The sequence below is a fragment of the Nocardia sp. NPDC003999 genome, from assembly GCF_053604885.1.
In genome coordinates this window covers 25,069-48,151 of record NZ_JBSGIB010000021.1, presented here as the reverse complement: position 1 = coordinate 48,151, position 23,083 = coordinate 25,069, and the positions used below count along the sequence as shown (strand labels likewise).

General features: G+C 67.2%; 21 protein-coding genes. 8 read left to right on the top strand and 13 right to left on the bottom strand.

Annotated elements, in window-relative coordinates; all coding sequences use genetic code 11:
- Window positions 1–17: 17 nt before the first annotated feature.
- Genes ACWESM_RS29885 through lexA form a run of 3 tightly spaced genes read left to right on the top strand, consistent with a single transcriptional unit; the run spans window position 18 to window position 4,014 of the window.
- Window positions 18–2,312, top strand: coding sequence for a molybdopterin guanine dinucleotide-containing S/N-oxide reductase (locus tag ACWESM_RS29885; RefSeq protein WP_452494595.1), 2,295 nt, complete (start codon window positions 18–20; stop codon window positions 2,310–2,312).
- Window positions 2,309–3,322 (top strand): LysR family transcriptional regulator, encoded by a 1,014-nt coding sequence (locus ACWESM_RS29880; protein ID WP_452494593.1) that lies wholly within the window; start codon window positions 2,309–2,311, stop codon window positions 3,320–3,322. Before ACWESM_RS29885 ends, ACWESM_RS29880 begins: the two co-directional genes overlap by 4 nt.
- 29 nt (window positions 3,323–3,351) lie before the next feature.
- A complete protein-coding gene (lexA, locus tag ACWESM_RS29875) occupies window positions 3,352–4,014 on the top strand; it encodes a transcriptional repressor LexA (RefSeq protein ID WP_364426574.1) in 663 nt (220 codons plus the stop codon).
- A 135-nt stretch (window positions 4,015–4,149) separates the two neighbouring features.
- Here the strand turns inward: lexA and ACWESM_RS29870 are convergent, their stop codons facing one another.
- From ACWESM_RS29870 to ACWESM_RS29810, 13 genes are all read right to left on the bottom strand, one after another.
- Window positions 4,150–5,625 carry a phytoene desaturase family protein gene (locus ACWESM_RS29870; RefSeq protein ID WP_397277976.1) on the bottom strand — a complete coding sequence of 492 codons (1,476 nt, stop codon included), beginning with the start codon at window positions 5,623–5,625 and terminating at the stop codon, window positions 4,150–4,152.
- Window positions 5,622–7,382: a DUF3556 domain-containing protein gene (locus ACWESM_RS29865; RefSeq protein WP_452494591.1), complete on the bottom strand. Its 1,761-nt coding sequence runs from the start codon at window positions 7,380–7,382 to the stop codon at window positions 5,622–5,624. Before ACWESM_RS29865 ends, ACWESM_RS29870 begins: the two co-directional genes overlap by 4 nt.
- A gap of 32 nt (window positions 7,383–7,414) precedes the next feature.
- Window positions 7,415–8,893 carry a class I adenylate-forming enzyme family protein gene (locus tag ACWESM_RS29860; RefSeq protein ID WP_364426565.1) on the bottom strand — a complete coding sequence of 493 codons (1,479 nt, stop codon included), beginning with the start codon at window positions 8,891–8,893 and terminating at the stop codon, window positions 7,415–7,417.
- Between the two features lie 132 nt (window positions 8,894–9,025).
- On the bottom strand, window positions 9,026–10,255 hold the full coding sequence (locus ACWESM_RS29855; RefSeq protein ID WP_356964427.1) for a PucR family transcriptional regulator: 1,230 nt from the start codon (window positions 10,253–10,255) through the stop codon (window positions 9,026–9,028).
- A gap of 16 nt (window positions 10,256–10,271) precedes the next feature.
- A complete protein-coding gene (locus ACWESM_RS29850) occupies window positions 10,272–10,898 on the bottom strand; it encodes a TetR/AcrR family transcriptional regulator (protein ID WP_355074098.1) in 627 nt (208 codons plus the stop codon).
- An 83-nt stretch (window positions 10,899–10,981) separates the two neighbouring features.
- On the bottom strand, window positions 10,982–12,079 hold the full coding sequence (locus ACWESM_RS29845) for an acyl-CoA dehydrogenase family protein (RefSeq protein WP_397277968.1): 1,098 nt from the start codon (window positions 12,077–12,079) through the stop codon (window positions 10,982–10,984).
- Window positions 12,076–13,269, bottom strand: coding sequence for an acyl-CoA dehydrogenase family protein (locus ACWESM_RS29840; RefSeq protein ID WP_452494588.1), 1,194 nt, complete (start codon window positions 13,267–13,269; stop codon window positions 12,076–12,078). Before ACWESM_RS29840 ends, ACWESM_RS29845 begins: the two co-directional genes overlap by 4 nt.
- 22 nt (window positions 13,270–13,291) lie before the next feature.
- On the bottom strand, window positions 13,292–13,744 hold the full coding sequence (locus tag ACWESM_RS29835) for a MaoC family dehydratase (RefSeq protein ID WP_355074093.1): 453 nt from the start codon (window positions 13,742–13,744) through the stop codon (window positions 13,292–13,294).
- A gap of 17 nt (window positions 13,745–13,761) precedes the next feature.
- Complete coding sequence (gene fabG / locus ACWESM_RS29830) at window positions 13,762–14,523, bottom strand: 3-oxoacyl-ACP reductase FabG (protein ID WP_452494586.1); 762 nt, start codon at window positions 14,521–14,523, stop codon at window positions 13,762–13,764.
- A 41-nt stretch (window positions 14,524–14,564) separates the two neighbouring features.
- Window positions 14,565–15,548 carry an NADPH:quinone oxidoreductase family protein gene (locus ACWESM_RS29825; RefSeq protein ID WP_452494667.1) on the bottom strand — a complete coding sequence of 328 codons (984 nt, stop codon included), beginning with the start codon at window positions 15,546–15,548 and terminating at the stop codon, window positions 14,565–14,567.
- Between the two features lie 10 nt (window positions 15,549–15,558).
- Window positions 15,559–16,314 (bottom strand): SDR family oxidoreductase, encoded by a 756-nt coding sequence (locus ACWESM_RS29820; protein WP_355074089.1) that lies wholly within the window; start codon window positions 16,312–16,314, stop codon window positions 15,559–15,561.
- A gap of 25 nt (window positions 16,315–16,339) precedes the next feature.
- A complete protein-coding gene (locus ACWESM_RS29815; RefSeq protein ID WP_452494584.1) occupies window positions 16,340–17,557 on the bottom strand; it encodes an acetyl-CoA C-acetyltransferase in 1,218 nt (405 codons plus the stop codon).
- 662 nt (window positions 17,558–18,219) lie between these two features.
- Window positions 18,220–18,723, bottom strand: a complete 504-nt coding sequence (locus ACWESM_RS29810) for an SPW repeat protein (RefSeq protein ID WP_355074085.1) — start codon at window positions 18,721–18,723, stop codon at window positions 18,220–18,222.
- 143 nt (window positions 18,724–18,866) lie between these two features.
- On the opposite strand from ACWESM_RS29810, the gene ACWESM_RS29805 reads away from it, so the two are divergent.
- From ACWESM_RS29805 to ACWESM_RS29785, 5 genes are all read left to right on the top strand, one after another.
- Window positions 18,867–19,289, top strand: coding sequence for a MarR family winged helix-turn-helix transcriptional regulator (locus tag ACWESM_RS29805; protein WP_355074084.1), 423 nt, complete (start codon window positions 18,867–18,869; stop codon window positions 19,287–19,289).
- A gap of 282 nt (window positions 19,290–19,571) precedes the next feature.
- Entirely contained in the window at window positions 19,572–20,411 is an 840-nt protein-coding gene (locus tag ACWESM_RS29800) for an ABC transporter permease (protein ID WP_452494582.1), read from the top strand.
- Window positions 20,412–21,140: an ABC transporter ATP-binding protein gene (locus tag ACWESM_RS29795; RefSeq protein ID WP_355074080.1), complete on the top strand. Its 729-nt coding sequence runs from the start codon at window positions 20,412–20,414 to the stop codon at window positions 21,138–21,140. It begins immediately after the preceding gene.
- Window positions 21,137–22,726: an FAD-dependent oxidoreductase gene (locus ACWESM_RS29790; protein ID WP_452494580.1), complete on the top strand. Its 1,590-nt coding sequence runs from the start codon at window positions 21,137–21,139 to the stop codon at window positions 22,724–22,726. Before ACWESM_RS29795 ends, ACWESM_RS29790 begins: the two co-directional genes overlap by 4 nt.
- Window positions 22,726–23,067 (top strand): 4Fe-4S dicluster domain-containing protein, encoded by a 342-nt coding sequence (locus tag ACWESM_RS29785; protein ID WP_355074077.1) that lies wholly within the window; start codon window positions 22,726–22,728, stop codon window positions 23,065–23,067. The genes ACWESM_RS29790 and ACWESM_RS29785 overlap by 1 nt, the downstream gene beginning before the upstream one ends.
- The last annotated feature ends 16 nt before the right edge of the window (window positions 23,068–23,083 follow it).

Below are 23,083 nucleotides of genomic sequence, written 5' to 3'. Positions count from 1 at the left end.
CCGATTACGGTGGGGCGGTGACCACGCATCTGACCCACTGGGGCGCGTTCGAGGCGGACAGCGACGGTGAACGACTGACGGAGGTCCGGCCGTGGCGTGGTGATCCGGAGCCGATGCCGTTGATCGGGAACGTCGCTTCTGCGCAGCACCACCCCACTCGGATTGATCGGCCGTATGTCCGCCGGGGTTGGCTGGAGAACGGGCCGGGGCCGGGGCGGCGCGGTTCGGAGGCTTTCGTTCCGGTGTCGTGGGAGCGGGCGTTGGACCTGCTGGCCGGTGAGCTCGGCCGGGTGTACCGGCGGTATGGGGCGGAGGCGGTGTATGGCGGTTCGTACGGCTGGGCGAGTGCGGGGCGGTTCCATCACGCGCAGAGTCAATTGCACCGCTTCCTGAACTGTCTCGGCGGCTACGTCCGGCACGTGAACAGTTACAGTCTGGGCACTTCGACGGTTTTCCTGCCGCACGTCATCGGCGACATCGGCTGGTTGACGCAGCAGGCGACGGCGAAGGCGGTACTGGCCGAGCACTCCGAACTCGTGGTGGCCTTCGGCGGTCTGTCACCGAAGAACGCGGCGGTGTCGCCTGGTGGCGTCTCCCGGCACAACGTGCGGGGCTGGATCACGGCGGCGCGGGAGCGGGGCTGCCGGTTCGTGTCGATCAGTCCGTTGCGCGACGACACCCCGCCGGAGAGCGAAGCCGAGTGGATCGCGCCGCTGCCTGGCACCGACGTGGCGATGATGCTTGCGCTGGCTCAGGTGCTGGACGCGGAAGGCTTGGCGGACACGACGTTTCTGCGTGAGTACACGGTCGGCTTCGAGCGTTTCGCGGCGTATCTTCGTGGCGCGGTGGATGGAGTCGTCAAGGATCCGGAGTGGGCCGCGGCGATCACCGGTGTGGGGGCGGAGCGTATCCGGATGCTGGCGCGCGAGATGGCCGCCGCTCGAACTCTGGTGACGGTGAGTTGGTCGTTGCAGCGGGCGCGACATGGTGAGCAGCCGTTGTGGGCGGGTGTGGTGCTGGCGGCGATGCTGGGGCAGATCGGCCTTCCCGGCGGCGGGTTCGGGCATGGTTACGGATCGGCCGCGGGCGTCGGGGAACCGGCGCGCGGGCCGGTGCCGCGACTTCCGCAGGGGCGCAACGGTGTCGATGCCTTCATTCCGGTCGCGCGGATCGCGGACATGCTGCTGAATCCGGGTGCGCCCTATCGGTACAACGGTCGGGATCTGGTGTATCCGGATGTGCGGTTGGTGTATTGGTGTGGCGGCAATCCGTTCCATCACCATCAGGATCTGGCCCGTTTGCGAATGGCGTTCGAACGGCCGGACACGGTGGTGGTGCACGATGCGTTCTGGACGGCTACCGCGCGGCACGCGGACATCGTGTTGCCGTCGACGATGTCCATCGAGCGCGATGACTACGGCGCGGGGGAAGGTGACCGGTCGTTCTTTCCGATGCGAGCGCTGACCCGCCCGCCTGCCGAGGCGCGCGACGATTATCGGATCTTCGCCGAGATGGCGGATCGGCTCGGGGTCGGCAAGGAGTTCACCGAAGGACGTTCGGTCGCGGAGTGGCTGCGGCATCTGTACGAGGGGTGGCGCGTAGAGCAGTCGCGTGCGGGACAGGAGTTTCCGGATTTCGACGCGTTCTGGTCCGGCGAGGCCCTCGAGCTTCCGGTGCCGGGCCCACGGCAGGTGCTTGCCGCGGACTTTCGCGCAGACCCGGACCGGTACCCGCTGAGCACGCCCAGCGGGAAGATCGAGATCTTTTCGTCGACGATCGATGGCTTCGGGTACGCCGATTGCCCGCCGCATCCGGTGTGGCTGGAGCCGGAGGAGTGGCTCGGTGGCGCGGCGGCGGAGCGGTTCCCCGTGCAGTTGGTGGCGAACCAGCCGCGGACGAAGTTGCACAGTCAGCTGGACGTGGGCGCCTATAGCCAGTCGGTGAAGATCTCCGGGCGGGAACCGATCCGGATGCATCCCTCGGACGCCGAGGCTCGCGGTCTGTGTGCCGGTGACATCGTGCGGGTGTTCAACGATCGGGGTAGTTGCCTGGCGGGGTTGGTCGTGGACGAGGGGGTGCGAGCCGGTGTCGCGCAGCTGTCCACCGGCGCGTGGTACGACCCCGACCCGGCGGATCCGACGTTCTGCCGTCACGGTAATCCGAACGTGCTGATCGCCGACCGCCCGTCCTCGACGCTCAGCCAAGGGTGCGCCGGGCAGCTCACTTTGGTGGAGATCGAGCGTTATGCGGGCCCGCTCACGCAGGTGGAGGTGGTCCGCCCGCCGGAGCGGACGGGCGCGGAAGCGTTGTGAGGTCGCCGAGCAAGGCGGAGGTTGCCTGGTCGATGGAGGTGATGGTGGATCTGGATCTGGCGGCGTTGCGGGCGTTCGTCGCTGTGGTGGAGGAGGAGCAGTTCGGTCACGCCGCCGCTGTGCTGGGTATCAGCCAGCAGGCGGTGTCCAAGCGCATCGCGAAACTCGAATCGCAGTTGGGTGCGGAGCTTTTCGAGCGTGGACGCGGTGGCAGCGCGCCGACCGCCGCGGGTCTTCGGCTGTTGCCGCATGCGCGTTCACTGCTCGTGGGCGCCGAGGCGGCGGTGCGGTCCGTGCGCGAGCGGGTGCGGCCGTTGCGGGTGGCGGTTCTGGGTAAGCGTATGGCCGCGACGGAGTTGATGGAGTTCTATCTCGCGCGTCATCCGCGCTGTGAGACCGAGATCGTCATGTCGAACATGATCACGACGTCGCGGGAGGCGCTGCGCAGCGGTCTGGTCGACGCGGCCTTGGCCCGCGCGCACGGCGGCCCGGTGGCGTTGTCCGATGACATCGTCGCGGCTCCGGCGTATCTGGAGCCGCTGTATCTGCTCGTGGGTAAGGACCATCCGTTCGCGGGCCGGTCGACGATCGGGTTGCGGGAGGTCGCGGGGCATCCGGTGTGGGTGCCCGGTGCGGCCGTGCCGTCGGAGTGGGCCGATTTCTATCGAGAACTCAGCGCGTTCAGCGGGATTCCGATCGATACCGGGGGTCCGCTGGAGAATATGGCGGGAATCGTCGAACGTATCGCGGATTCGTCGTCGTTGGCGACCTTCGCCGGTGACGGCGGGCAGACGCCGTGGCATCCGAACGTGCGGCGGCTGATGATCGTGGATCCCACTCCGGCCTATCCGCTGGCGCTGCTGTGGTCGGCGGGTGACCGGCATCCGGGATTGCGGCATTTGATCGAGCATGTCGCGGAGAGCTACAACCGGGATACCGCCGCCGCCTGCTGGGTTCCCGAACCCGATCAGGAGTTGTTCGGCGTGCCCGGTGTGGTGGCCGGTCCGTAGTGTCGGCCCGTGCCTCTACCATTCCCCGGGTGACCGGATACGACCCGCTCGACGCGTTCGAGCACCTCGACACCTCGACGTTGCCGCCGCGCCAGCAGCGGATTCTCGCCACGATTCGGGACTGGGTTCTGCGGTACGGGTATCCGCCGAATACGCGCGAGATCGGTGACGCGGTGGGTCTGCGGTCGGCGTCGTCGGTGTCCAAGCATCTGAAGAGCCTGGAGGAGCGTGGTTTTCTGCGCCGCGGCCGGACGGTGTCGCGTCCGATCGACGTGCGGATGTTCCTGCGGGCTCCGGTGCGGCGGGAGACGGCGGAGGATTCGGTGGCGGTGCCGGTGGTCGGCGATATCGCGGCGGGTGCTCCGATCCTGGCCGAGGAGCATGCCGACGACACGATGACGTTGCCGCGCGAGTTGGTCGGCCGTGGCACGGTGTTCGGGTTGCGGGTGCGTGGTGATTCGATGATCGACGCGGCGATCTGTGACGGCGACGTCGTGGTGGTGCGACAGCAGCACGAGGCGCATTCCGGTGAGATCGTGGCGGCGATGATCGAGGGAGAAGCGACGGTGAAGGTGTACCGGCGGCGTAGCGGTCATGTGTATCTCGAGCCGCGCAATCCGGCCTACGAGGTGATCGACGGTGACGAAGCGGTGGTGCTCGGCAAGGTCGTGTCGGTGATGCGGCGGGTCTGAGCTCGGTGCGCTTGCTCGGTGGGCGTCGCGTTGACCGGTGCAGGGGTCTGGACCGACAGGGGATCGCGGTGGTCGAGCAGGTCGGGGCCTTGCTTGTCCCAGTAGCCGCCCAGGTCGACGCGACGCGCGCTGCGATCAATGTTCGGGGGAGTTCGGGCCGTTCCCGCCGCGCGGCACTGCGGATCGATGCCTCGGTGGGGCGGCGAATTCTCGCAGGGCCGCGACCGCGGCGTTGTATCCGCTCATCCCGTGCGCTCCCGGCCCTGGCGGGACGGCGGCCGAGCAGATGAACATCCGGTTCGCCACATGATAGGGGCGCCTGGTGATGCGTGGTCCGCCGAAGACCAGCTGGCGGATGCTCTTGTCGCCGGTCAGGATGTCTCCGGCCACATAGTTGGGATTGTAGGCCTGCATGTCGATGGGGCCTACGACGGTGGTGGCGAGGATGCGGTCTCGGAACCCCGGTGCGAACCGCTCGACCGCGTCGAGCATTACTTCGGTGATGTCCTCCGAATACCCTTGTGGCACATGGGCATACATGTCGACCGGGTGCATGTTTCCTTGTGATCGTGTTGGGTCGGCGAGGTACTGCTGTCCGACGATGATGAACGGTCGGTCGGAAAGCCGACCTCGATGCACAGCGCGTTCGGCGCGGACCACGTCAGCTGCGCTGCCGCAGATGTGCAAGCTTCCCGACTTCCTGGCGTGCGGGCTGGTCCAGGGAATGCCGCCCGCTATGGCGAGGCTTATCTTGTATGCGGCGGGCCCGTGCCGGAAGCGCCGGTACGCCCGGGCGACCCGTGACGGCAGCCGGTCACCGGCGATGTCGGCGATAGCGGCCGGGGCAAGATCGAACATCACGAGGTCGGCCGGCGGCAGTCGGTCCAGCGACTCGACCCAGAACCCGGTCTCGATCTTTCCGCCCAGATCTCTCAGCGCCGCCGCCATGGCTTCGGTGATGGCGCGTGAGCCGCCCACCGCGACTGGCCACCCGTAGCGATGGCCCGCGGTGGTGATGCCGAGACCGATCGCCGCGGACAGGATCCGGTGCTGTGGTTGCCAGCCGTGCGCCATGTTCCCGGCGAACAACGCCCGTCCCCGCTCGGTCCGGAACAGCCGTCCGAGTGCGGTGGCGGGGATCAGGGTCGGGATGCCGAATCGGGCCAGCCGCAGCGGATGTGACGGTATCCGTAGGAGTGGTTGCATGACGTCCTTCGCCAGCAGTTCGTATCCAGCGGCGGGGTCGGCGAACAGGCGGCGCCAGATCGGCCCGTCCGGCCCGAGGCCCGCCGCGGTCTCTTCGACGGATTGATACAGCACTGCCGCTGTTCCGTCGTCGAGCGGGTGAACGCAGTCGATTTCCGGCCATGCCCATTTCAATCCGTAGCGGGCCATGTCGATTCCGGCGAAGAACGGTGAGCCGACGGCCATGGGGTGGGCCATGGCGCAGTGGTCGTGCAGCAGACCGGGGAGGGTCAGTTCGCCGGAGCGGGTGCCGCCGCCGATGGTGGCGGCACCTTCCAGCACGGTGACGTCGACCCCGTGCCGGGCCAGTGTCACGGCGGCAGCCAGTCCGTTCGGGCCGGAGCCGACCACGATCGCCGTGGTCATCGCGCACGCGCCGAGGGCAGATCCTGGGTGTCGTCGTGGTGGAGAGGATGAACCGGGAACAGATCGTCCGGCTCCGGCCATGGCTGGCGGGCAAGCATGTCCTCGACCAGTACGTAGCCCTCCTCGATGACCCCGGTTCTGGCATCGATGATGCGGTATGCCTGGCGTTGCCGGTGGATGGGCTGAGATTCGAGGACGACGACGCGAAGCTCGCCCTCCTCGAACTGGCAGCGCCGCTGCAGCGCTGTCAGCAGTTGTTCGTTGTGCAAGTGCCCTTCACCGAAGTTCCAGCCCAGCAGCGGGCCTGCGACAATCTCTCCGTCGCGGACGGCGTAGTCCTCCGGGTTGTCGACGGCGCGTGCGATGAGGCCGTTGAGTGCCCGGCCGTGGGTGTGCATCGATCGCCAGCCGAGCCCGGTCTGGATGAGGATGTCGGCGGTCTCGGGGCCGTACAGCTTGGTCAGCTGGGTGACCGGCAGCGCGGCGCTCATGGTGACGTGCTGCTCGAGTTTCAGCTCGGCGTCCCCGCGGAAACACCAGGCGCTTGTGGCCCAGTTGCCTGCGTAGTAGCGCATCGATGTCAGGAACGAAACCCATTGCGGCCGAATATGTCCCACGACCACGACAAGTGCGGAGAAGAGGATCATCGCGAGCACCAGCGGTGATCGAAGCTGCTGGACGTGGATGTAGCCGTAGTGTCCGAACAGGTAGAACAGGCTGAAGATGAAGAAGATGTTCCATTCCAGCGGCACGCCCATCGGGACGGTGGAGATGATGTGCAGGTGGAAAACGGCCATGAAGATGATCGCCGCCCAGGTCAGTGGGCCGCCGTGGCCGACGAACACGAGGTAGGCGGGAACCAGGTATTCCACGACGGTGCCGCCGTGAGCCAGCAGAGCCGGGATACGTGACGGCCGCAGGTCCTGCGGTGGGTTGCGGTACATCTTGCGCTCGAGCCATCCGAGTCGCATGACGGGGCTGTTGCTCATCATGACGGCGACCACGTGCCCGAAGTGATGGTTGAGCTTGGACGTGGCCGCACCCCACCACAGTGCCAGCATGACCAGCTTGAATCCGATCACCATGTCGGCGAAGGGGACGAAGAACATCAGCAGCATCAACAGGTAGTGCTCGGGGCGTGCGGCCAGAAACACCGTCTTGTCTCGCAGCCCGAGCACGCAGAGGGCGATGACCAGAGCGACGACGACCATGGGATCGAGCAGGCCTACATGGCCGCCGTCCACCGGCGGAACGCCGCGACCGGAGGCGAGCAACGCCTGGATTCCGGATCCGAGGACGACCGCGTACAAGGCGACATCGATGAGCCCGCGCTCGTCACCACGGGTGAACGGCACCTTGCCCGGCCATGGCGGCAGCCGCAGGGTGCCGGGACGCAGGAAGTACAGCAGCCCGCCGAGTGGCGGCAGGAACCGCATGGTGAGCGGTCCGAATCCGCATCCGAGCCCGAGTATTTCGAACAGCAGAGTCCAGACGACGAGTTTCTGGTAGACGATCGGTTCGGTCCACCACGAGCTGATGTCGGTGAGCGCCCCGAGCCCGGGGGTCAGGGAGATCACCGCGGCCGCGCCGAGGACGTATAAGGCGCATTTGACGAGGTAGAGCAGGTAGACGGCAAGAGGCGTGCCGAAGCCGTGCTCGACCCAGTGCTCGGCAACGGTGCGCAGCCGTTCACCGCGCGGGCGGGTCTTCCATTCGGCGTAGTCGATGTTCGGAAGATCGGGTTTCGTGAATCCCATGGCAGGTGTCTTTCGAGAGGGAGAGGAGGGGATCAGAAGGTGGCATCGACCGAGCGGCGGCGCAGAATCCGCTTGTCGATCTTCCCCACGGGGTTCTTCGGGATCTCGTCTACGGTCACGATCAGCTCGGGAAGCTTGTAGGCGGCCAAAGACTTCCGCAGTAGCTCGAGAATCTGTTCCGGCTCGACCGCGGCACCGTCGCGATAGGACACGAAGGCGATGGGCACTTCGCCGTAGACCGGGTGCGGTCGACCGATCACGGCGGCCTCGAGCACCTGTGGGTGGGTGTAGATCGCGGACTCGATCTCCTTGGGATAGATGTTCTCTCCGCCGCGGATGATCATGTCCTTGATGCGGTCGACCAGGGTGAGGTAGCCGTCGGCGTCCATGCGACCGATGTCTCCGGTGTGCAGCCAGCCATCGACGATCACCTTCGCCGTTTCCTCCGGCCGGCCCAGATATCCCCGCATCACGGTCGGGCCTTTGACCACGACCTCGCCCACCGATCCGGCGCTGAGGAAATTGCCGTCGCTGTCGACGATGGCGATCTCCTGCCCCGGCAGCGCGAGACCGACGGTGCCGGGTTTGCGGACACCGTCGAGTGGATTGCCCGTGCTCGCGCACGTCCCCTCCGACAGGCCATAGCCTTCGTAGATCGGGATTCCGTAGCGCTCCTCGAATCGGGTGAGCAGTTCGACCGGCATCGGAGCCGCACCGCAGAGCGCGAACCGGACCGAGGAGGTGTCGGGCCGGATCTCCGCCGGCAGCGCCGACAGCATGGCGTAGATGGCCGGCACCGCGGAGAAATAGGTCGGCCGCGCCGCCTCGACCCTGTCGAAAAAGGTCCGCGGCGAGAACCGGCCCGCGACAGTGGCCCGGCCGCCGGCGAGCAGCGGCGACAGCACGCTGACCACGATGCCGTTGACGTGGAACAGCGGCAGGATCAGCAGGCTATGGTCCTCGGCGGTCAACCGCATACCCGCGACCATCGTCTCGGCCATCACCATGATGTTCGCGTGCGTCAACTCGACGCCCTTGGGACGTCCGGTGGTACCGCTGGTGTAGATGATCAACGCGAGCGCGTCGTTGGAGAACTCGGTCGCTTCCGCGGCGCCGCCGCGGCCTTCGTGCCGATTCAGCTCCGCCAGCGCAATTCGCTGCGGTTGATCGGCCTGGCCGGCCTCGCGTTCGTCAGCGCAGACAAGGACGCGAGCGCGGGAATCGGCCAGCTGATAGTCGGACTCGGCCGCGGTCGACGACGGGTCGATCGGCGTCGCCGCGGCGCCCAGCCGCCAAGCCGCGAACAATGTCACGATCAATTCGAGCCGGTTCGGCAACATCACGGCCACGACATCGCCGACACCGATCCCCGCCTCCGACAACCGATCGGCGTACTTCCGCACGAAGTCGAGGAACTCGGCGTTGGTGATACTTCCCGAGTTGTCGTCGGCAAGACACGGGTTGGTGGGGAAGCCTCCGGCACGTATATCGGGCAGGGCAGCGAAGTGCATGTCGATCTCCTTGCTAACTCGGCAGCTCACTTGCGTGAACGCCACGTTAGGAAGGTGATGTGACCTGGACCATATTGTGAGCGCATGAAGATAGCGGGAGGGATCGTGCGCCGCGCACGACGGATGTCTCGGTCACCCCACGGGCTGCAGCACGGTCGACCCCAGCCATCGGCAGGCCAGCAGGGCGACCTCGACCTCCAGTCGTCGCTCCCGAAGTGAATGTCCCAGTACCGCCTCCGCCTTACGGATCCGGTACTGGACGGTGTTGCGGTGCAGCACCAGCCGCTCTGCTGTTGTCTGGAAGCTGCCGTTCGTCTCCAGGAAGACACGCGCGGTCTCGCGGAGTTGCGCCGTGGCATCGTCATCACGCGCAAGCGACCCGAGAATTTCGCTGATCCATGCCCGGGTGGCGGTCAGGTCCGAGCACATCAGCGCGATCGGCCCGAGCTGAGCCGAACAAGACATCGACGCACGCTGCGGTGCCGGTGCGGACATCGCGACGACCTGCGCTTGTGCGGCCTGGCGATGGGTCAGCCGGAAGCCTTCCAGTCCGGTGGCAGGTCTGCCCACCGCTGCCCATGTCTGCTCCGGAGTGCGCACCGCGGCGGGATCGACATCCAGTTCCGGCTGCGGGAGCCACGCCCACAGGGTTGATTCGTCGGCCGGGATCAGCAGCGGTGGTCCTTGGCAGGACAACTGATCGGCGATGGCCGTCGCCACTTGTTTGGCCGCGCGCAGTTGGTCGGCGCCCGCGTCGGACCAAATGACCATGCCGAGGTGGGTTCGGTCGAGCCGATATCCCAGTGTGCGCTCGCTGTCATCCGGGTCGACGCGCTGTCCGGACAGGATCGAGCGCACCCTCGCGGTACGGACGGCCATCTGGTTCTGCAGCCACCGGTCCCGCTCGTCCTGGTAGGCGGTCACGACTTGTTGGGAGACCCGATCGATATAGGCGAACGAGCGGTCGGTCATCTCGGCCACTGCGGAGGTGATCAGGGCGACGTCGTTGGTCGCCGCGGTGAGCTCGCCGAGCATGTGGTCGTTGAACAGTCGCTGCCCGATGCGGTAGGCCCGCAGCAGGGCGGCGATCGAAGTGCCGCGCTGGGCCATGCGCCGGGCGTATTCCAATGCCTCCGTGGGAGCTTCGAGTTCGTCGATGTCGAGCCCCAGCTCGTAGATATGCAACGCGATCACGACGTTGCCGGTGACGCTGGCCCGCAGTAGTGACTCCACGCGGCTGTCGCCGCGCAGCTCCGGCTCGATGTGGAGCATCTGCTCCGTCAAACGTTCGGACAAGCCGAGTGCATGTCGGCTCAGTTCTCCCGCGATCCTCGCGAGCAGTTCCGCGGCGTCGCTCCGCATGATCATCCTGACCGCTTCACGATCGAGCGGACTCCGGGGGGCTCGACCTTCGACCGCCCACGATCCGCAGCGCGAGGTCCGCGTAATAGTCGCCGATGTCCTCCGGTGACCAGGAGCCACCCTCGTGGTACCAGCGCGCGATATCTATTCCCAGCGAAAGCAGAGCGGCCGCGGCCATATGGGTATTCGAGTTCTCGAACACCCCCGCGGCCGCCCCGCGCTCGATCAAGCACCGGACCTCGCCCTCGATCGCACGCCGGATTGCCTTGATCTCCTGTTGATGTTCTGGGCTCAGTGCGGCGAGCTCATAATTGATGATTCGGGCGACGGTGTGGGAGCGGGCGTGATGGATCGTGAACTCCCGCATCACGGCGATCAGTTGCTCGGCGGGGTCTTGTGCCGAAGCGATGGCAGTGCGGACGCGCTCCAGGGTCTCCAGGTGACCGGCGCGTGAGATCTGGTAGAGCAACTCTTCCTTGGAACGGTGATACACGTAGATCGTCCCCGTGCTCACCCCGGCGATCGATGTGATGTCGCGGGTGGTCGACCCGTGGAAGCCGCGTTCAGCGAAGGCCACCACCGCGGCGTCGAGCAGCCGCGCTCGGGTCTGATCCGCGCGCGATAGGTCCTCTGTATCGGTCACCTGGACAGTATGGCTCTACCCAACGAGCACGAGTTTGCCGGTATCGGCACCTGTGAGCAGCATGTTCAGTGCATTCAGCTTTCTCACGCGGGCAGCCCGACGAGGTCCGCCAGCAATCTCCGATGGTGGCCGGGACTTCCCAGTCCTATCTGGTCGGCCTTCGCGCGTTTGAGGTACAGGTGTGCCGGGTGCTCCCAGGTCATGCCGATCCCGCCGTGCAATTGGATGGCCTCCTCGGCGGCCCGCACCGCGATATCGCTGCAATAGGACGCCGCGACGGCGGTGGCGATCACGCTGTCGGGGTCGTCGGCCGCGTATGTTCCCGCCGCATACCGCGCGGCGGCCGAGGCCGACTCGACCTCGACGTACAGGTCGGCGAGGCGGTGCTTGATCGCCTGGAATCCGCCGACCACCCGGCCGAATTGGCGTCGCAGCTTCAGATACTCGACGGTTGTCTCCAGGCACCAGGCGGCGATTCCGGCTTGCTCGGACGCGAGGAGTGCGGCGCCGAGTGTCAAGCCGGATTGGATAGCTGCCCAACCGGATTCGGCGGCGACGACGACCCGGCCCGGCACGGAGTCGACAGCGACGTCAGCCAGCGGGCGGGTCATATCCAGGGAGACCACCGGCTTGATCTGCGCCGCGGCGGCCGTCAACGCGTGCACCTCCGTGCCGTCGGCCGTCTCGACGGCGGCCAGCAGCACATCGGCGTCGAGCGCGCCGGCGACGCTGGTAACCAGTCCGGACAGCCTGCCCTGCGCATCAGCCGTCAAGGTCGGGATGTGCGTCGCGAGCGCGGTGGAGAACGGCGTCAGCAGCGCTGCGCTGCAACTACCGTCGCCGAGCCGACCGACCAGCGTGGAGTCGCCCGCGAGCAGGACGGTCGCGGCAATGACGCTGCTGGTCAGAAATGGGACCGGTGCGACGAACCGTCCGAACTCCTCGAGGACGACGGCGGCGTCACGGGCCGTACCGCCCGCTCCGCCGCGGTCCTCGGGGATGAGGAGACCAGCGAGCCCGAGGTCGTCGGTGATCGATGTCCACAGCGTCCGGGTCAGTGTCCGATCGCCGTCGTAGGCCCGCGCGACCGCGGACGGGTCGCATCGGGTGGTGAGCAGGTCACGCACCGCGCTGCGCAAGGAGGTCTCGACATCGGTATCGAGCAGCAGGATGTCGCTCATCGGCTCAGGTCCTTCCAGGCGATGTCCTTGTCCGCACGGGGTTCACCGGGCAGCCCGAGGACCCGTTCGGCGATGATGTTGCGCAGGATTTCGGAGGTTCCGCCCTCGATCGAATTGCCTTTGGCCCGCAGGAAGCGGTAACCGGCGCCGCGACCGGCGAAATCGACCCGGTCGGGGCGCACCATCGTCCAATCGTCGTATCGCAGGCCGTCCTCGCCGTGCAGTTCGACCTCCAATCCGGCAACCTGCTGGTTGACTCGGGCGAACGACAGCTTGACGGCGGAGGTTTCCGGCCCGGGCTGGCCGCCGGCCACCTGCTGACGCAGCCGGGTCGCCGCCAGCCGGGAGACCTCGGCATCCACCCACGATCGCAACAGCCGGTGGTGCAATTCGGGGGTGCGCTTTTCCGGGAATTCGCGCCAGAGGCCGGCGGCGGCGCCCAGCACTCCGCTCTCGCGGGGGAGCGCGCGCCCCCCGATCGAGACGCGCTCATTGTTCAAAGTGGTGGTTGCGACTCGCCAGCCTTCTCCTTCCTTGCCGAGGCGGTGCGTGTCGGGGATCCGAACGTCGGTCAGGAAGACTTCGTTGAATTCCGCTTCGCCGGTGATCTGCCGCAGCGGCCGCACCTCGACTCCGGGTGCGGTCATATCGCAGATGAAGTAGGTCAGCCCCGCATGCTTGGGCCGGCTGGGATCGGTGCGTGCCACGAGGATCGCCAATTGCGCTTTGTGCGCGACCGAAGTCCACACTTTCTGCCCGTTGACGACCCAGTCACCGCCGTCACGCACTGCTCTGGTGGCGATCGCGGCCAGGTCCGAGCCTGCCCCCGGTTCACTGAACAGCTGGCACCAGATCTCCTCCCCGCTCCACAGCGGACGCAGGAAGCGCAGCCGTTGTTCCGTCGTGCCGTGGGCGAGGATCGTCGGCGCGGCCATACCCAGACCGATACCGTTGATCGCCGCGTTGTTGTCCGGAGATCCGGCCTGCTCGAACAGGGCGTCGACGAACGGTTGCAGTTCCCGGTCGACGGCCCGGCCACCGAGCCCGATCGGAAAGTGAACCCAGGCCAGGCCCGCGTCGAACCTGGCGCGGTGAAAGGTCACGGCATCGGTGGTGGCCGGATCGTGCTTTTCGAGTACGGCTTCCACCCCGCGCCGCAGATCGTCGCGAACCGCGTCGGGTCGGGTCATCTGTCATCCTTCTGATCGGCCGTCACGGCACCAGCACCGCGACCGTCTCGGCCACACACGCGGGCTTGTCCGAGCCGTCGAGTTCCACGGTCACTCGGAGCACTGCTTGCGACCCGATGGTGCCCGGCACGAGCGAGACCAGTTCGACACCGGCTCGGACCCGGGATCCGGCCGGGACCGGAGTGGGGAATCGGACCTTGTTGGTGCCGTAGTTGACACCCATGGACAAGCCCCGCACGGCGTATACCTGACCGGCCAGCATCGGCACCATCGAGAGGGTGAGAAACCCGTGTGCGACGGTGGTGCCGAACGGTCCGGCGGCGGCTTTCGCGGGATCCACATGGATCCATTGGTGATCCCCGGTAGCTTCGGCGAAGCGATCGATCTGTTCCTGGGTCACCGTGTGCCAATCGCTGTATCCGAGGTGGGTGCCGACCGCGGCCTCCAGCTCGGACAGGCCCTGGAATATCTGCACAGCTCTCCTTCCTCCGTTCAGTTCCGTGGGCCGCCGGCCACGTAGATCACCTGGCCGGACACGAAGCCGGCCCCCTCGCTCACCAGGAACGACACGGTGTGCGCGATGTCGGCGGGAGTGCCGGTACGGGCAACCGGAATCTGGGTGGCCATCGCCGCCTTGAGCTCCTCGAAGGAGATGTTCATCCGGGCGGCCGTGGCCGCGGTCATCTCCGTCTCGATGAAACCTGGGGCGACCGCGTTCGCGGTGACGCCGAACTTGCCGAGTTCGAGTGCGAGTGTCTTGGTGAATCCCTGCAGCCCGGCCTTGGCGGCCGCGTAGTTGGCCTGGCCACGGTTGCCGAGCGCCGAGGTGCTGGACAGGTTGACGATGCGACCCCACTTCTGCTCGATCATGTGCGCCTGCGCTGCCCGGGCCAGCAGGAACGAACCGCGCAGGTGCACGTTCATGACGGCATCCCAGTCGTCGGCACTCATCTTGAACAGCAGATTGTCACGCAGGATCCCGGCGTTGTTGACCAGCACTGTCGGTGCGCCGAGCGCGGCGGCCACGCGATCGACCGCCTGGGTGACCGCGGCCTCGTCGGAAACATCGACACCGACCGCGAGCGCGCGTCCACCGGCTGCCTCGATGTCGTCGACGACCGTCTTGCAGGCGGCCTCGTCCAAGTCGAGCACGGCTACTGCCATACCGTCGGCGGCCAGCCGCCGGGCGACAGCGGCGCCGATTCCGCGAGCCGCGCCGGTGACGATGGCGGTCCGCTGTGTCGGATCGGTCATGAATACTCCTCGAAGATGTGATTGCGGTGGAAATGCTGAGTTCAGGGGGTGTAGACCACTCGACCGACGGTCTTGCCGTCCGCGAGTCGCTGCACGGCGCCGGCGACCTCCGCCAGTCCCAGCCGCGCGCCGACCAGAGGACGGATCGCGCCGTCGGCGGCAAGTGCGGTCAGCGCGCGATGGCATTCGGCGACGGCGCCCGGGTCCTGGGTGTTGTACAAACCCCAGTGCAGGCCGAGGATCGAATAGTTCTTGACCAGCGCATGATTCAATGCCGGTGCTTGGATCTCGCCGCCGGCGAATCCGACGACCACGATGCGGCCCTCGAAGGCGACGCATTTCGTGGACCGTTGGTACACCTCGCCGCCGACCGGGTCGTAGATCACGTCGGCGCCACGACCGCCGGTTACGTCCTTCACAACGTCGACGAAGTCCAGCTGATGCCGATCGATGACCACGTCGGCGCCCAGATCCTCGGCGTAGGAGGCTTTTTCGGCGCCACCGACAACTCCGATCACCCGGGCGCCCGCGGCCTTGCCGAGCTGGATCGCGGCGCTGCCCACGCCACCTGCCGCGGCATGCACCAGGAGGGTCTCGCCCGCGGTCAATCCGGCGCGCCGATGCAATCCGAACCAGCCGGTCTGGTAGCCGATGAACAGCGAAGCCGCCTCCGCGTCATCCAACGACGGCGGCGCTGGGAAGGTCTGGGCGGCCTCCAGCACGGCGAATTCCGCGAAACCACCGTGCGGCAGCGCCGCGCCTCCGAGCACCCGGTCACCGGCAGCGATCCCGGCCACGTCGGCACCGGCCGCCACCACTTCGCCACACAACTCGACGCCGGGCGTGAACGGCAACGGCGGCCGGACCTGATAGAGGCCGCGGCACATCAGTACATCGGGAAAGTTCGCCGCGGCGCCGCGGACCCGCACGACAACCTGGCTCGGGCCGGGCTCGGGGACTTCCACCTCCTCCAGCCGCAGCACCGTGCCCGGTTCGCCCAGCTCATGGACTCGCCACGCTTTCATCCGCGCCATGTCAGATTCCGCCTGTCAGCGTGACGCCGCCGTCCACGACCAGCAATTGCCCCGTCAGCCAGCTCGCGTCGTCGGAGAGCAGAAACGCCACCACACTGCCGATGTCCTCGGGCACGCCGAGCCGCTTCAGCGGGTACGCCGCGGCGACCTCGTCCTCCCTGCCGTCGTAGAGAGCAGTGGCGAACTTCGTCTTCACCACCGCCGGGGCGACGGCGTTGACCCGTAGGTTCGGGCCGAGTTCGACCGCGAGTTCCTGAGTGATGTGCGTGAGCATCGCCTTGCTCGAACCGTAGAAGCCGATGCCCGGCGCCGGCTTGAGACCTGCGACCGACGACACGTTCACGATCGCGCCGCCGAAGTCCTTCATCCAGGCTCGATACGCCTGCTGCACCCACGACAGCGCGGCCAGGCAGTTGACCTCGACTATCTTGCGGGCCACGTCCAACGGCAGATCGACCATCGGCCCGAACGCCGGGTTGATGCCGGTGTTGTTGACGAGGAGGTCGGCGCTACCGAACGTGTCGATCGCGCGAGCGACGGTCTCCGCCTGGTGCTCGACGTCATCGGCACGGCCCGCGACGGCCAGCGCGCGGTCCGGCCCGCCCAGTGCTTCCACCGCTTCGTCGAGCGCGTCCTGTTTGCGGGCGGTGATCACGACTCGCGCCCCCTCGTCCACCAAACGCTGCGCGATGCCGAGCCCGATGCCCCGGCTCGCACCGGTGACTATCGCTGTCTTGCCTTCGAATCTGTTCATCATTGAATCCCTTTCGCGGAGTCAGCGGTTACGACAGGCGCTCCAGCACCATCGCCATGCCCTGACCGCCGCCGACGCACATCGTTTCCAAACCGATCTGCTTGTCGTGGAACTGCAGGGAGTTGATCAGGGTGCTGGTGATGCGGGCGCCGGTCATGCCGAATGGGTGACCCACCGCGATCGAGCCGCCGTTGATGTTGAGCTTGTCGAAGTCGACGCCCAGCTCCCGCGCCGAGGGGATGACCTGGGCGGCGAAGGCTTCGTTGATTTCGACCAGGTCGATGTCATCGATGGTCATCCCGGCCCGGGCCAGCGCCTGCTTGGACGCCTCCACCGGCCCCAGGCCCATGATCTCCGGCGACAGCGCGCTGACTCCGGTCGCGACGATCCGAGCCAGTGGCGTCAGGCCGAGTTCGGCGGCCTTGGTGTCCGACATGATGACGACCGCGGCGGCGCCGTCGTTGAGCGGGCAGCAGTTTGCGGCCGTCACCGTCCCGTCTGGCCGGAAGACCGGCTTCAGTTCGGCGACCTTCTCCAGGGTGACTCCAGGCCGCGGGCCATCGTCGTGCGAGACGACACTGCCGTCGGGCAGGGTGATCGCGGTGATGTCGCGCTCCCAGAATCCGTTGGCGAGGGCGGCCTCGGCGAGGTTCTGGCTGCGGACACCGAAAGCGTCCTGTTCGGCACGGCTCACACCGCACAGTTGCGCCACGTTCTCCGCGGTCTGCCCCATCGCGATATAGACGTCCGGCAGTAGATCCTCGGTGCGCGGGTCGGTCCAGGCCTCGCCGCCCGCAGCGAATTTCGCCGTACGGCGCACCGCGTCGGCGAATACGGGGTTCTCGGTGCCGGGCAGGCCGTCGGCACTGCCCGTGACGTAGCGGCTCACGGTCTCCACGCCGGCGGAGATGAAGACGTCTCCCTCGCCGGCCCGGATGGCGTGTAGCGCCATGCGGGTCGTCTGCAAACTGGACGAGCAGTACCGGTTGACCGTTGTGCCGGGCACCCGATCCAGGCCCGCCAGAATCGCCACGACTCGAGCGAGGTTGAAGCCCGACTCACCGGCGGGCTGGCCACACCCGAGCATCAAGTCGTCGATGCCGTTCGAACTGAGGGCCGGCACCTTCGCCAGCGCGGCCCGGACGATCTGCGCCCCCAAGTCGTCGGGGCGGAGATCCCGCAACGAACCCTTGCCTGCGCGACCGATCGGCGAGCGGGCGACAGAGACGATGACGGCTTCGGGCATGACTGTGAACCTTCCAGCAAGTAACTGAGCGCTTGTTAACCTATCGACACCATGCTGGACGGACCGTCGATGGTCAATACGTCACAGTGAATTGGGACTGTGACACAGGGCACAAGACGGCGCGGTCGCTCAGCAGACGGCTTGCGTCCGACACAGCAGCCATCATTGGATGAGTACAGCGACGATCGAATGGATAGCCTTGTGGGGCAACGGATCCCCGGCCCTGTGCGGCAGCGGATCCGGCGGGACCTTCACCACCCGATTCTGAGGTGCGCCGCCCCCGAGCGCGGCGGTACCGCCGCGCTCGGGGCGGTTGTGCCTCTGCTGGTCACCACCATCGATGGGGGTCGGGACCTGTCGTCGATGTGCGGGATACCGGCCGACAGCTCCTATCGTCTGCTGCCGGCCTGACGGCTCCGCCTCATTTCAGGTGCCGGGCGAAGAATCGGATCCCTTCGTCCGCCCGAGCGGCCGCACCGCGAAACCCGATGGGGGAGGTGGCGAAGCTGAGCATCAACCCGGTGGAGTCGGTGTTTGCCTGGGAACAGTGCCCGCGCTCGCCGAGGGCGTGGACCGGACACGCGTGCCGGCCAGGGCCGAATCAGCTGGACGCGCGTAGCGTCGATTCGCTCACTCGGCAGAGCGCTCGGGGAACTGCGTTTTCACCGTGTGGAGGTCTCCGGCCCGAGCCCGGACGGGCGCTGGGTTCGCGTGGCTTCCGCTCGAGGTGCTGGGCCGGTGAGTCCCCCGGTCCTGCGCATTCCGAGGAACATCGAGGCCAGGCCGAGCAGCACGGCGACGGCGCCGGTGACGACGTTGTTCCAGATCGTCGAGGTGGTGTCGACGTTGCCGCTGACGATCCAGGGGGCGACGATCGTCCAGAGGCCGATCAGGGGAGCGGCCCAGACGATGCCGTGCGTCCGGCCGTACACCGAGGCGAACCCGAGTGCGAGCATGGCCAGAGCGATGCCGACGACGAGGTTGTTGACGGTCAATGTGGAGAGTCCGTTGAACCCGACGACCCAGGGGGAAATCGCGAGGTAGAGCCCGGTCAGGAACATCAGGCCGGTGACCGCTTGGGCGTCGGGTGCCTCGGAGGCGCGCTCGTACTTCTCCCGCAATTCCACGATGTCGGGATGCCGGCTCATCATGGTTTCACTACTCATGTTTCCACCACCCTTCGGACGTAGTGGCGTATCGAAGCTCTCCCGAGCCGGGCGGCTCACGATCGGTTCAGGAACGCGACCCGTCCTGATCGCCGCTCACTTATATCATCCTGTGATAATATCACTCCATGATGGAAGGGTCGATGTCCTCATCGGGCCACCTCACCGACCAGGAATACACGCGGCTGCTGGCGTTTCGTACCGTGCTGCGCCAGCTGCTGCGCTGGAGTGAGCGTGGGGCGGCCGAAGTGGGACTCACCGACACCCAGCACCAACTCCTGCTGGCGATCCGAGGGCACTCCCACCCCGGCGGGCCGAGCATCGGGGAGGTCGCCGGTTACCTGTCCGCCCGCCACCACAGCGTGGTGCAGCTGATCGATCGCACCGAGCAACTCGGCCTCGTCACTCGGAAACGAGGGCAGGGCACCGACCGTCGCGTCGTACACCTCACGCTGACCGAGGCAGGCAAGGAAACGTTGGCCTTGCTCAGCGCCACACATCGGGAAGAACTGGAGCGACTGACTCCCCTCATCGGCGCGCTGGACGATCTCCCCGCCGTAGGGTGAGCGTTGCTCGGTCCGGGTAGGCCACTTGAGCCGGGATCACCTCGCGATCCGCTCTGGTGGGCCGGGTGTGCCGAGAAGGGTGCGCCCCTCAGCGGCCGAGCAAAGCGCTTGCCCCGTGCGGATTTCGCCCGTGCATGCCCGCATCGTGCCTGATGGGGGTGGTGCGGCAGGAGTGGGAGGACCCGCGCGCGGGTTCAGGATCGCGCTGATCGCAATCATTCTGTGAACCGTCTGCGCACCTTACTGTTCCGGACAGTACTTCTCGTGTGAGGACCGCGTCAGATGACATTGCAGTTGGATCCGACCACATCCGCGCCGCCTTCCGCCCCTGCCGAGGCGGTCGTCGAAAGCCCGGCCCCGTTCGGGAAGCTGATCGGCCTGGCCAGAGCGTCTTCCGGGCTGATTTTGGCGGTGATCGTCTGGCAGCTGGGCGCCCGATCCTGGCTCGGCACGACCACTCCGGCGCCGACGGAGGTGCTCGAGGCCGGGTGGGAGCTGATCAGGTCGGGCGAGCTGTGGCAACATCTGGCCGCCTCCGGGCGTCGGGTGGCGGTCGGGTTGGCGATCGGCATCGGCATCGGTCTGGTGTGCGGGGTGGCGGCCGGGTTGTTCCGCGTCGCCGAAGATCTGGTGAACGGCCCGCTACAGGCGTTGCGAATGTTGCCGACGCTGGCGCTGGTGCCGGTGTTCATCATCTGGTTCGGCATCGGCGATTCGTTCAAGATCGCGTTGATCATCGTCGCGCCGATCTTCCCGATCTATTTGAACGTGCTGGCCGGGATCCGGGGTGTGGACCGGCGGTTGGTAGAGGCGGCGGAGTCGCTGGGCCTCAACCGGTTCGAGTTGACCACCAAGATCATCCTGCCCGGTGCGTTGCCGCAGATCCTCGTCGGTTTGCGGCAGGCACTGGGCGTCGGCTGGCTCACCTTGGTGGTCGCGGAGATGCAGACCACGCCGGTCGGTCTCGGGTTCCTGATGAACGATGCCAAGGAGTTCCTGCGGACCGATCAGATCTTCCTGGTCCTGGTGATCTACGCGGTGCTGGGGTTGCTCACCGATCTGTTCGTGCGCGTGCTGGAACACCGGTTCCTGGCCTGGCGCACCGGATACGAGGGGAAGTAGATGACCGCCACCATCGGGACCGGTGTCCGTATCCGCGGGGCGGTGCGCGCTTTCGGCGGGCGCACGGTACTGCGCGGGGTCGACTTGGATATCGCGCCGGGGGAGTTCGTCGCCCTGCTCGGCGCCAGCGGGTCCGGTAAGAGCACGCTGCTGCGCGGCATCGGTGGGCTGGACCGCGGCTTCAGTGGGTCGTTCGACGTGCCGGGATCGAAGGCGATCGTGTTCCAGGAGCACCGGTTGATTCCGTGGATCACCGTGTGGCGCAACGTCGTTCTCGGCGTCGACCGGGCCGGCAAGGCGCGTGCGTTGACGGCGCTGGAGGAAGTGGGGCTCGTCGCGAAAGCGGATGCGTGGCCCGCGACCTTGTCGGGCGGGGAAGCGCAGCGGGTGGCGCTGGCCAGGGCGCTGGTCCGCAATCCGGAACTGCTGCTGCTCGACGAGCCGTTCGGTGCCCTCGACGCGCTGACCCGGTTGAAAGTGCAGGCTCTGGTGGCGCGCCTGTGGACGCTGCACCGCCAGTCGGTGCTGTTGGTGACCCACGACGTGGAGGAGGCGCTGCTGTTGGCCGACCGTGCGCTCGTGCTGCGCGAGGGCCGCATCGCCGAATCCTTCGACATCACCGTCGCCCGCCCGCGTTCGGTGGTCGACCCCGAATTCTCCGCACTCCGGCGCCGGTTGCTGCTCGCACTCGGCGTGAATCCCGAGGCACCGACAGGAGCAGACGTATGAGTGAACCGTTGCAGATCAGTACGGACGTCTTGGTGATCGGCGGCGGGCCCGCCGCCTGCTGGGCCGCGATCCATGCCCGCGAGGCCGGCGCCGAGGTGACGTTGGTGGACAAGGGCTACTGCGGGACCAGCGGCGCCACCGCCCCGTCCGGCACCGGCGTGTGGTACGTGGCGCCGGAGGCGACCGCGCGGGCCAACGCGAAGGCCAGCCGGGAAGCGCTGGGTGGGCATCTGGCCGATCACTATTGGATGGACCGGGTGCTGGATCAGACCTACGCGAACATGAATCGGCTCGCGGTGGAGGGACGGTATCCGTTCCCCGTGGATCCGGCCACCGGTGAGCAGATCCGTACCGGCGTGCAGGGCCCGGAGTACATGCGCCGGATGCGGGCGTGGGTGAAACGTGCCGGGGTGCGCATCCTGGACCATTCGCCCGCGCTGGAGTTGCTGGTCGACGACGACGGCGTGGTGCGCGGCGCGGCGGGCTACCAGCGTCAGGCCGACCGGGACTATCGCATCGCGGCCGGTGCGGTGGTGCTGGCCACCGGCGGTTGCGCGTTCCTGTCCCGGGCGCTGGGCACGAATGTCGACACCGGTGACGGCGCGCTGATGGCGGCCGAGGTGGGCGCCGGATTCTCGGGGATGGAGTTCTCCAACGCTTATGCGATCGTGCCGAAGGGGTCGACGATCACCAAGACCGCCTACTACGGTTACGCGACGTTCTTCCACGAGGACGGGCGGGTACTCGAGGGCGCGGGCTCGACCAAGGGCCGTTCGGTGATCGCGCGAACACTGTTGCGGGAGAAGGTGTTCGCGCAACTCGATCGTGCCGACGCGGCGGTGCAGGCGCAGATGCGGCTGGGGCAGCCCAATTTCTTCCTCCAGTTCGATCGGCGCGGTATCGACCCGTTCACCGACCGGTTCGAGGTGGATCTGCTCGCCGAGGGCACCGTGCGCGGCACCGGCGGCATCGATGTGGTCGACGACGACTGCGCCACCTCGGTCGCGGGCTTGTACGCGGCGGGTGACGCGGCGACCAGGGAGCGGATCTGTGGCGGTTTCACCGGTGGCGGCAGCCACAATTCGGCGTGGGCGATGTCGTCGGGCAGTTGGGCGGGCCGCGGCGCGGCGTTGTTCGCGCTGAGCTCCGGTGGGGCGCGCAGTGCCGATCTGCGCGGTGCCGGGCGCACCGGGTTGCGGCCGCAGAGCGCCGAGTCGGTCCGGGCGGCGGACGTGGTCGAAGCCGCGCAGCAAGAGCTGATCCCGTTCGAGAAGAACTACCTGCGCCACGGCGACCGGGTCGGGCCCGCGCTGGAGCGGCTGGACAACGTGTGGGAGCAGGCCACCCGCGGCTTGGGCGGCGGCACGGGGGACGAGCGGGTGCGCGCTCGGCAGGCCGCGGCCATCACCGCCGTGGGACGGTTGATGTACCGGTCGACGCTGGCGCGGACGGAGACGCGCGGGATGAGCAAACGCGCCGATCATCCGGATCTGGACCCGAAGCAGCACCATCACATCCTGTCCGGCGGGCTGGACGAGGTGTGGACGGCGACGTCCGCGGCGGCGACCACTTCGGCGGTGGCGTGATGATCGAGATCTTGCGCGCTGGTGACTGCATCGGCTGCGACAAATGCGTGGACGTGTGCCCCACGAATGTCTTCGACCGCACCGACAGCGGAATCCCGGTCATCGCGCGGCAGTCCGATTGCCAGACCTGTTTCATGTGCGAGGCCTACTGCCCCACGGACGCGCTGTACGTCGACCCCGAGTCGACGCCGCTGGCCGATCACGACACCGTGCGCGGCGAGCACATCGGCCGCTACCGCAAAGAGCTGGGCTGGGGCCGCGGCCGCCAACCGGGCAGTCTGGTCGCGGTGGGGCCGCGTCTGCCGCACGGCACTCCGCCGCCGCGGTTGTCGGAACTCTGAACAACGAAAGCGAATC

Excerpts from the sequence above, each read along its gene's own strand:
- ACWESM_RS29790 (WP_452494580.1), top strand. The coding sequence starts at position 21,137 with ATGAGTGAACCGTTGCAGATCAGTACGGACGTCTTGGTGATCGGCGGC.
- ACWESM_RS29810 (WP_355074085.1), bottom strand. The coding sequence starts at position 18,723 with ATGAGTAGTGAAACCATGATGAGCCGGCATCCCGACATCGTGGAATTG.
- ACWESM_RS29825 (WP_452494667.1), bottom strand. The coding sequence starts at position 15,548 with ATGAAAGCGTGGCGAGTCCATGAGCTGGGCGAACCGGGCACGGTGCTG.
- ACWESM_RS29860 (WP_364426565.1), bottom strand. The coding sequence starts at position 8,893 with ATGCACTTCGCTGCCCTGCCCGATATACGTGCCGGAGGCTTCCCCACC.
- ACWESM_RS29805 (WP_355074084.1), top strand. The coding sequence starts at position 18,867 with ATGTCCTCATCGGGCCACCTCACCGACCAGGAATACACGCGGCTGCTG.
- ACWESM_RS29845 (WP_397277968.1), bottom strand. The coding sequence starts at position 12,079 with ATGAGCGACATCCTGCTGCTCGATACCGATGTCGAGACCTCCTTGCGC.
- ACWESM_RS29800 (WP_452494582.1), top strand. The coding sequence starts at position 19,572 with ATGACATTGCAGTTGGATCCGACCACATCCGCGCCGCCTTCCGCCCCT.
- ACWESM_RS29795 (WP_355074080.1), top strand. The coding sequence starts at position 20,412 with ATGACCGCCACCATCGGGACCGGTGTCCGTATCCGCGGGGCGGTGCGC.
- ACWESM_RS29870 (WP_397277976.1), bottom strand. The coding sequence starts at position 5,625 with ATGACCACGGCGATCGTGGTCGGCTCCGGCCCGAACGGACTGGCTGCC.
- ACWESM_RS29820 (WP_355074089.1), bottom strand. The coding sequence starts at position 16,314 with ATGATGAACAGATTCGAAGGCAAGACAGCGATAGTCACCGGTGCGAGC.
- ACWESM_RS29865 (WP_452494591.1), bottom strand. The coding sequence starts at position 7,382 with ATGGGATTCACGAAACCCGATCTTCCGAACATCGACTACGCCGAATGG.
- fabG (WP_452494586.1), bottom strand. The coding sequence starts at position 14,523 with ATGACCGATCCGACACAGCGGACCGCCATCGTCACCGGCGCGGCTCGC.
- ACWESM_RS29855 (WP_356964427.1), bottom strand. The coding sequence starts at position 10,255 with ATGCGGAGCGACGCCGCGGAACTGCTCGCGAGGATCGCGGGAGAACTG.
- ACWESM_RS29840 (WP_452494588.1), bottom strand. The coding sequence starts at position 13,269 with ATGACCCGACCCGACGCGGTTCGCGACGATCTGCGGCGCGGGGTGGAA.
- ACWESM_RS29815 (WP_452494584.1), bottom strand. The coding sequence starts at position 17,557 with ATGCCCGAAGCCGTCATCGTCTCTGTCGCCCGCTCGCCGATCGGTCGC.
- ACWESM_RS29785 (WP_355074077.1), top strand. The coding sequence starts at position 22,726 with ATGATCGAGATCTTGCGCGCTGGTGACTGCATCGGCTGCGACAAATGC.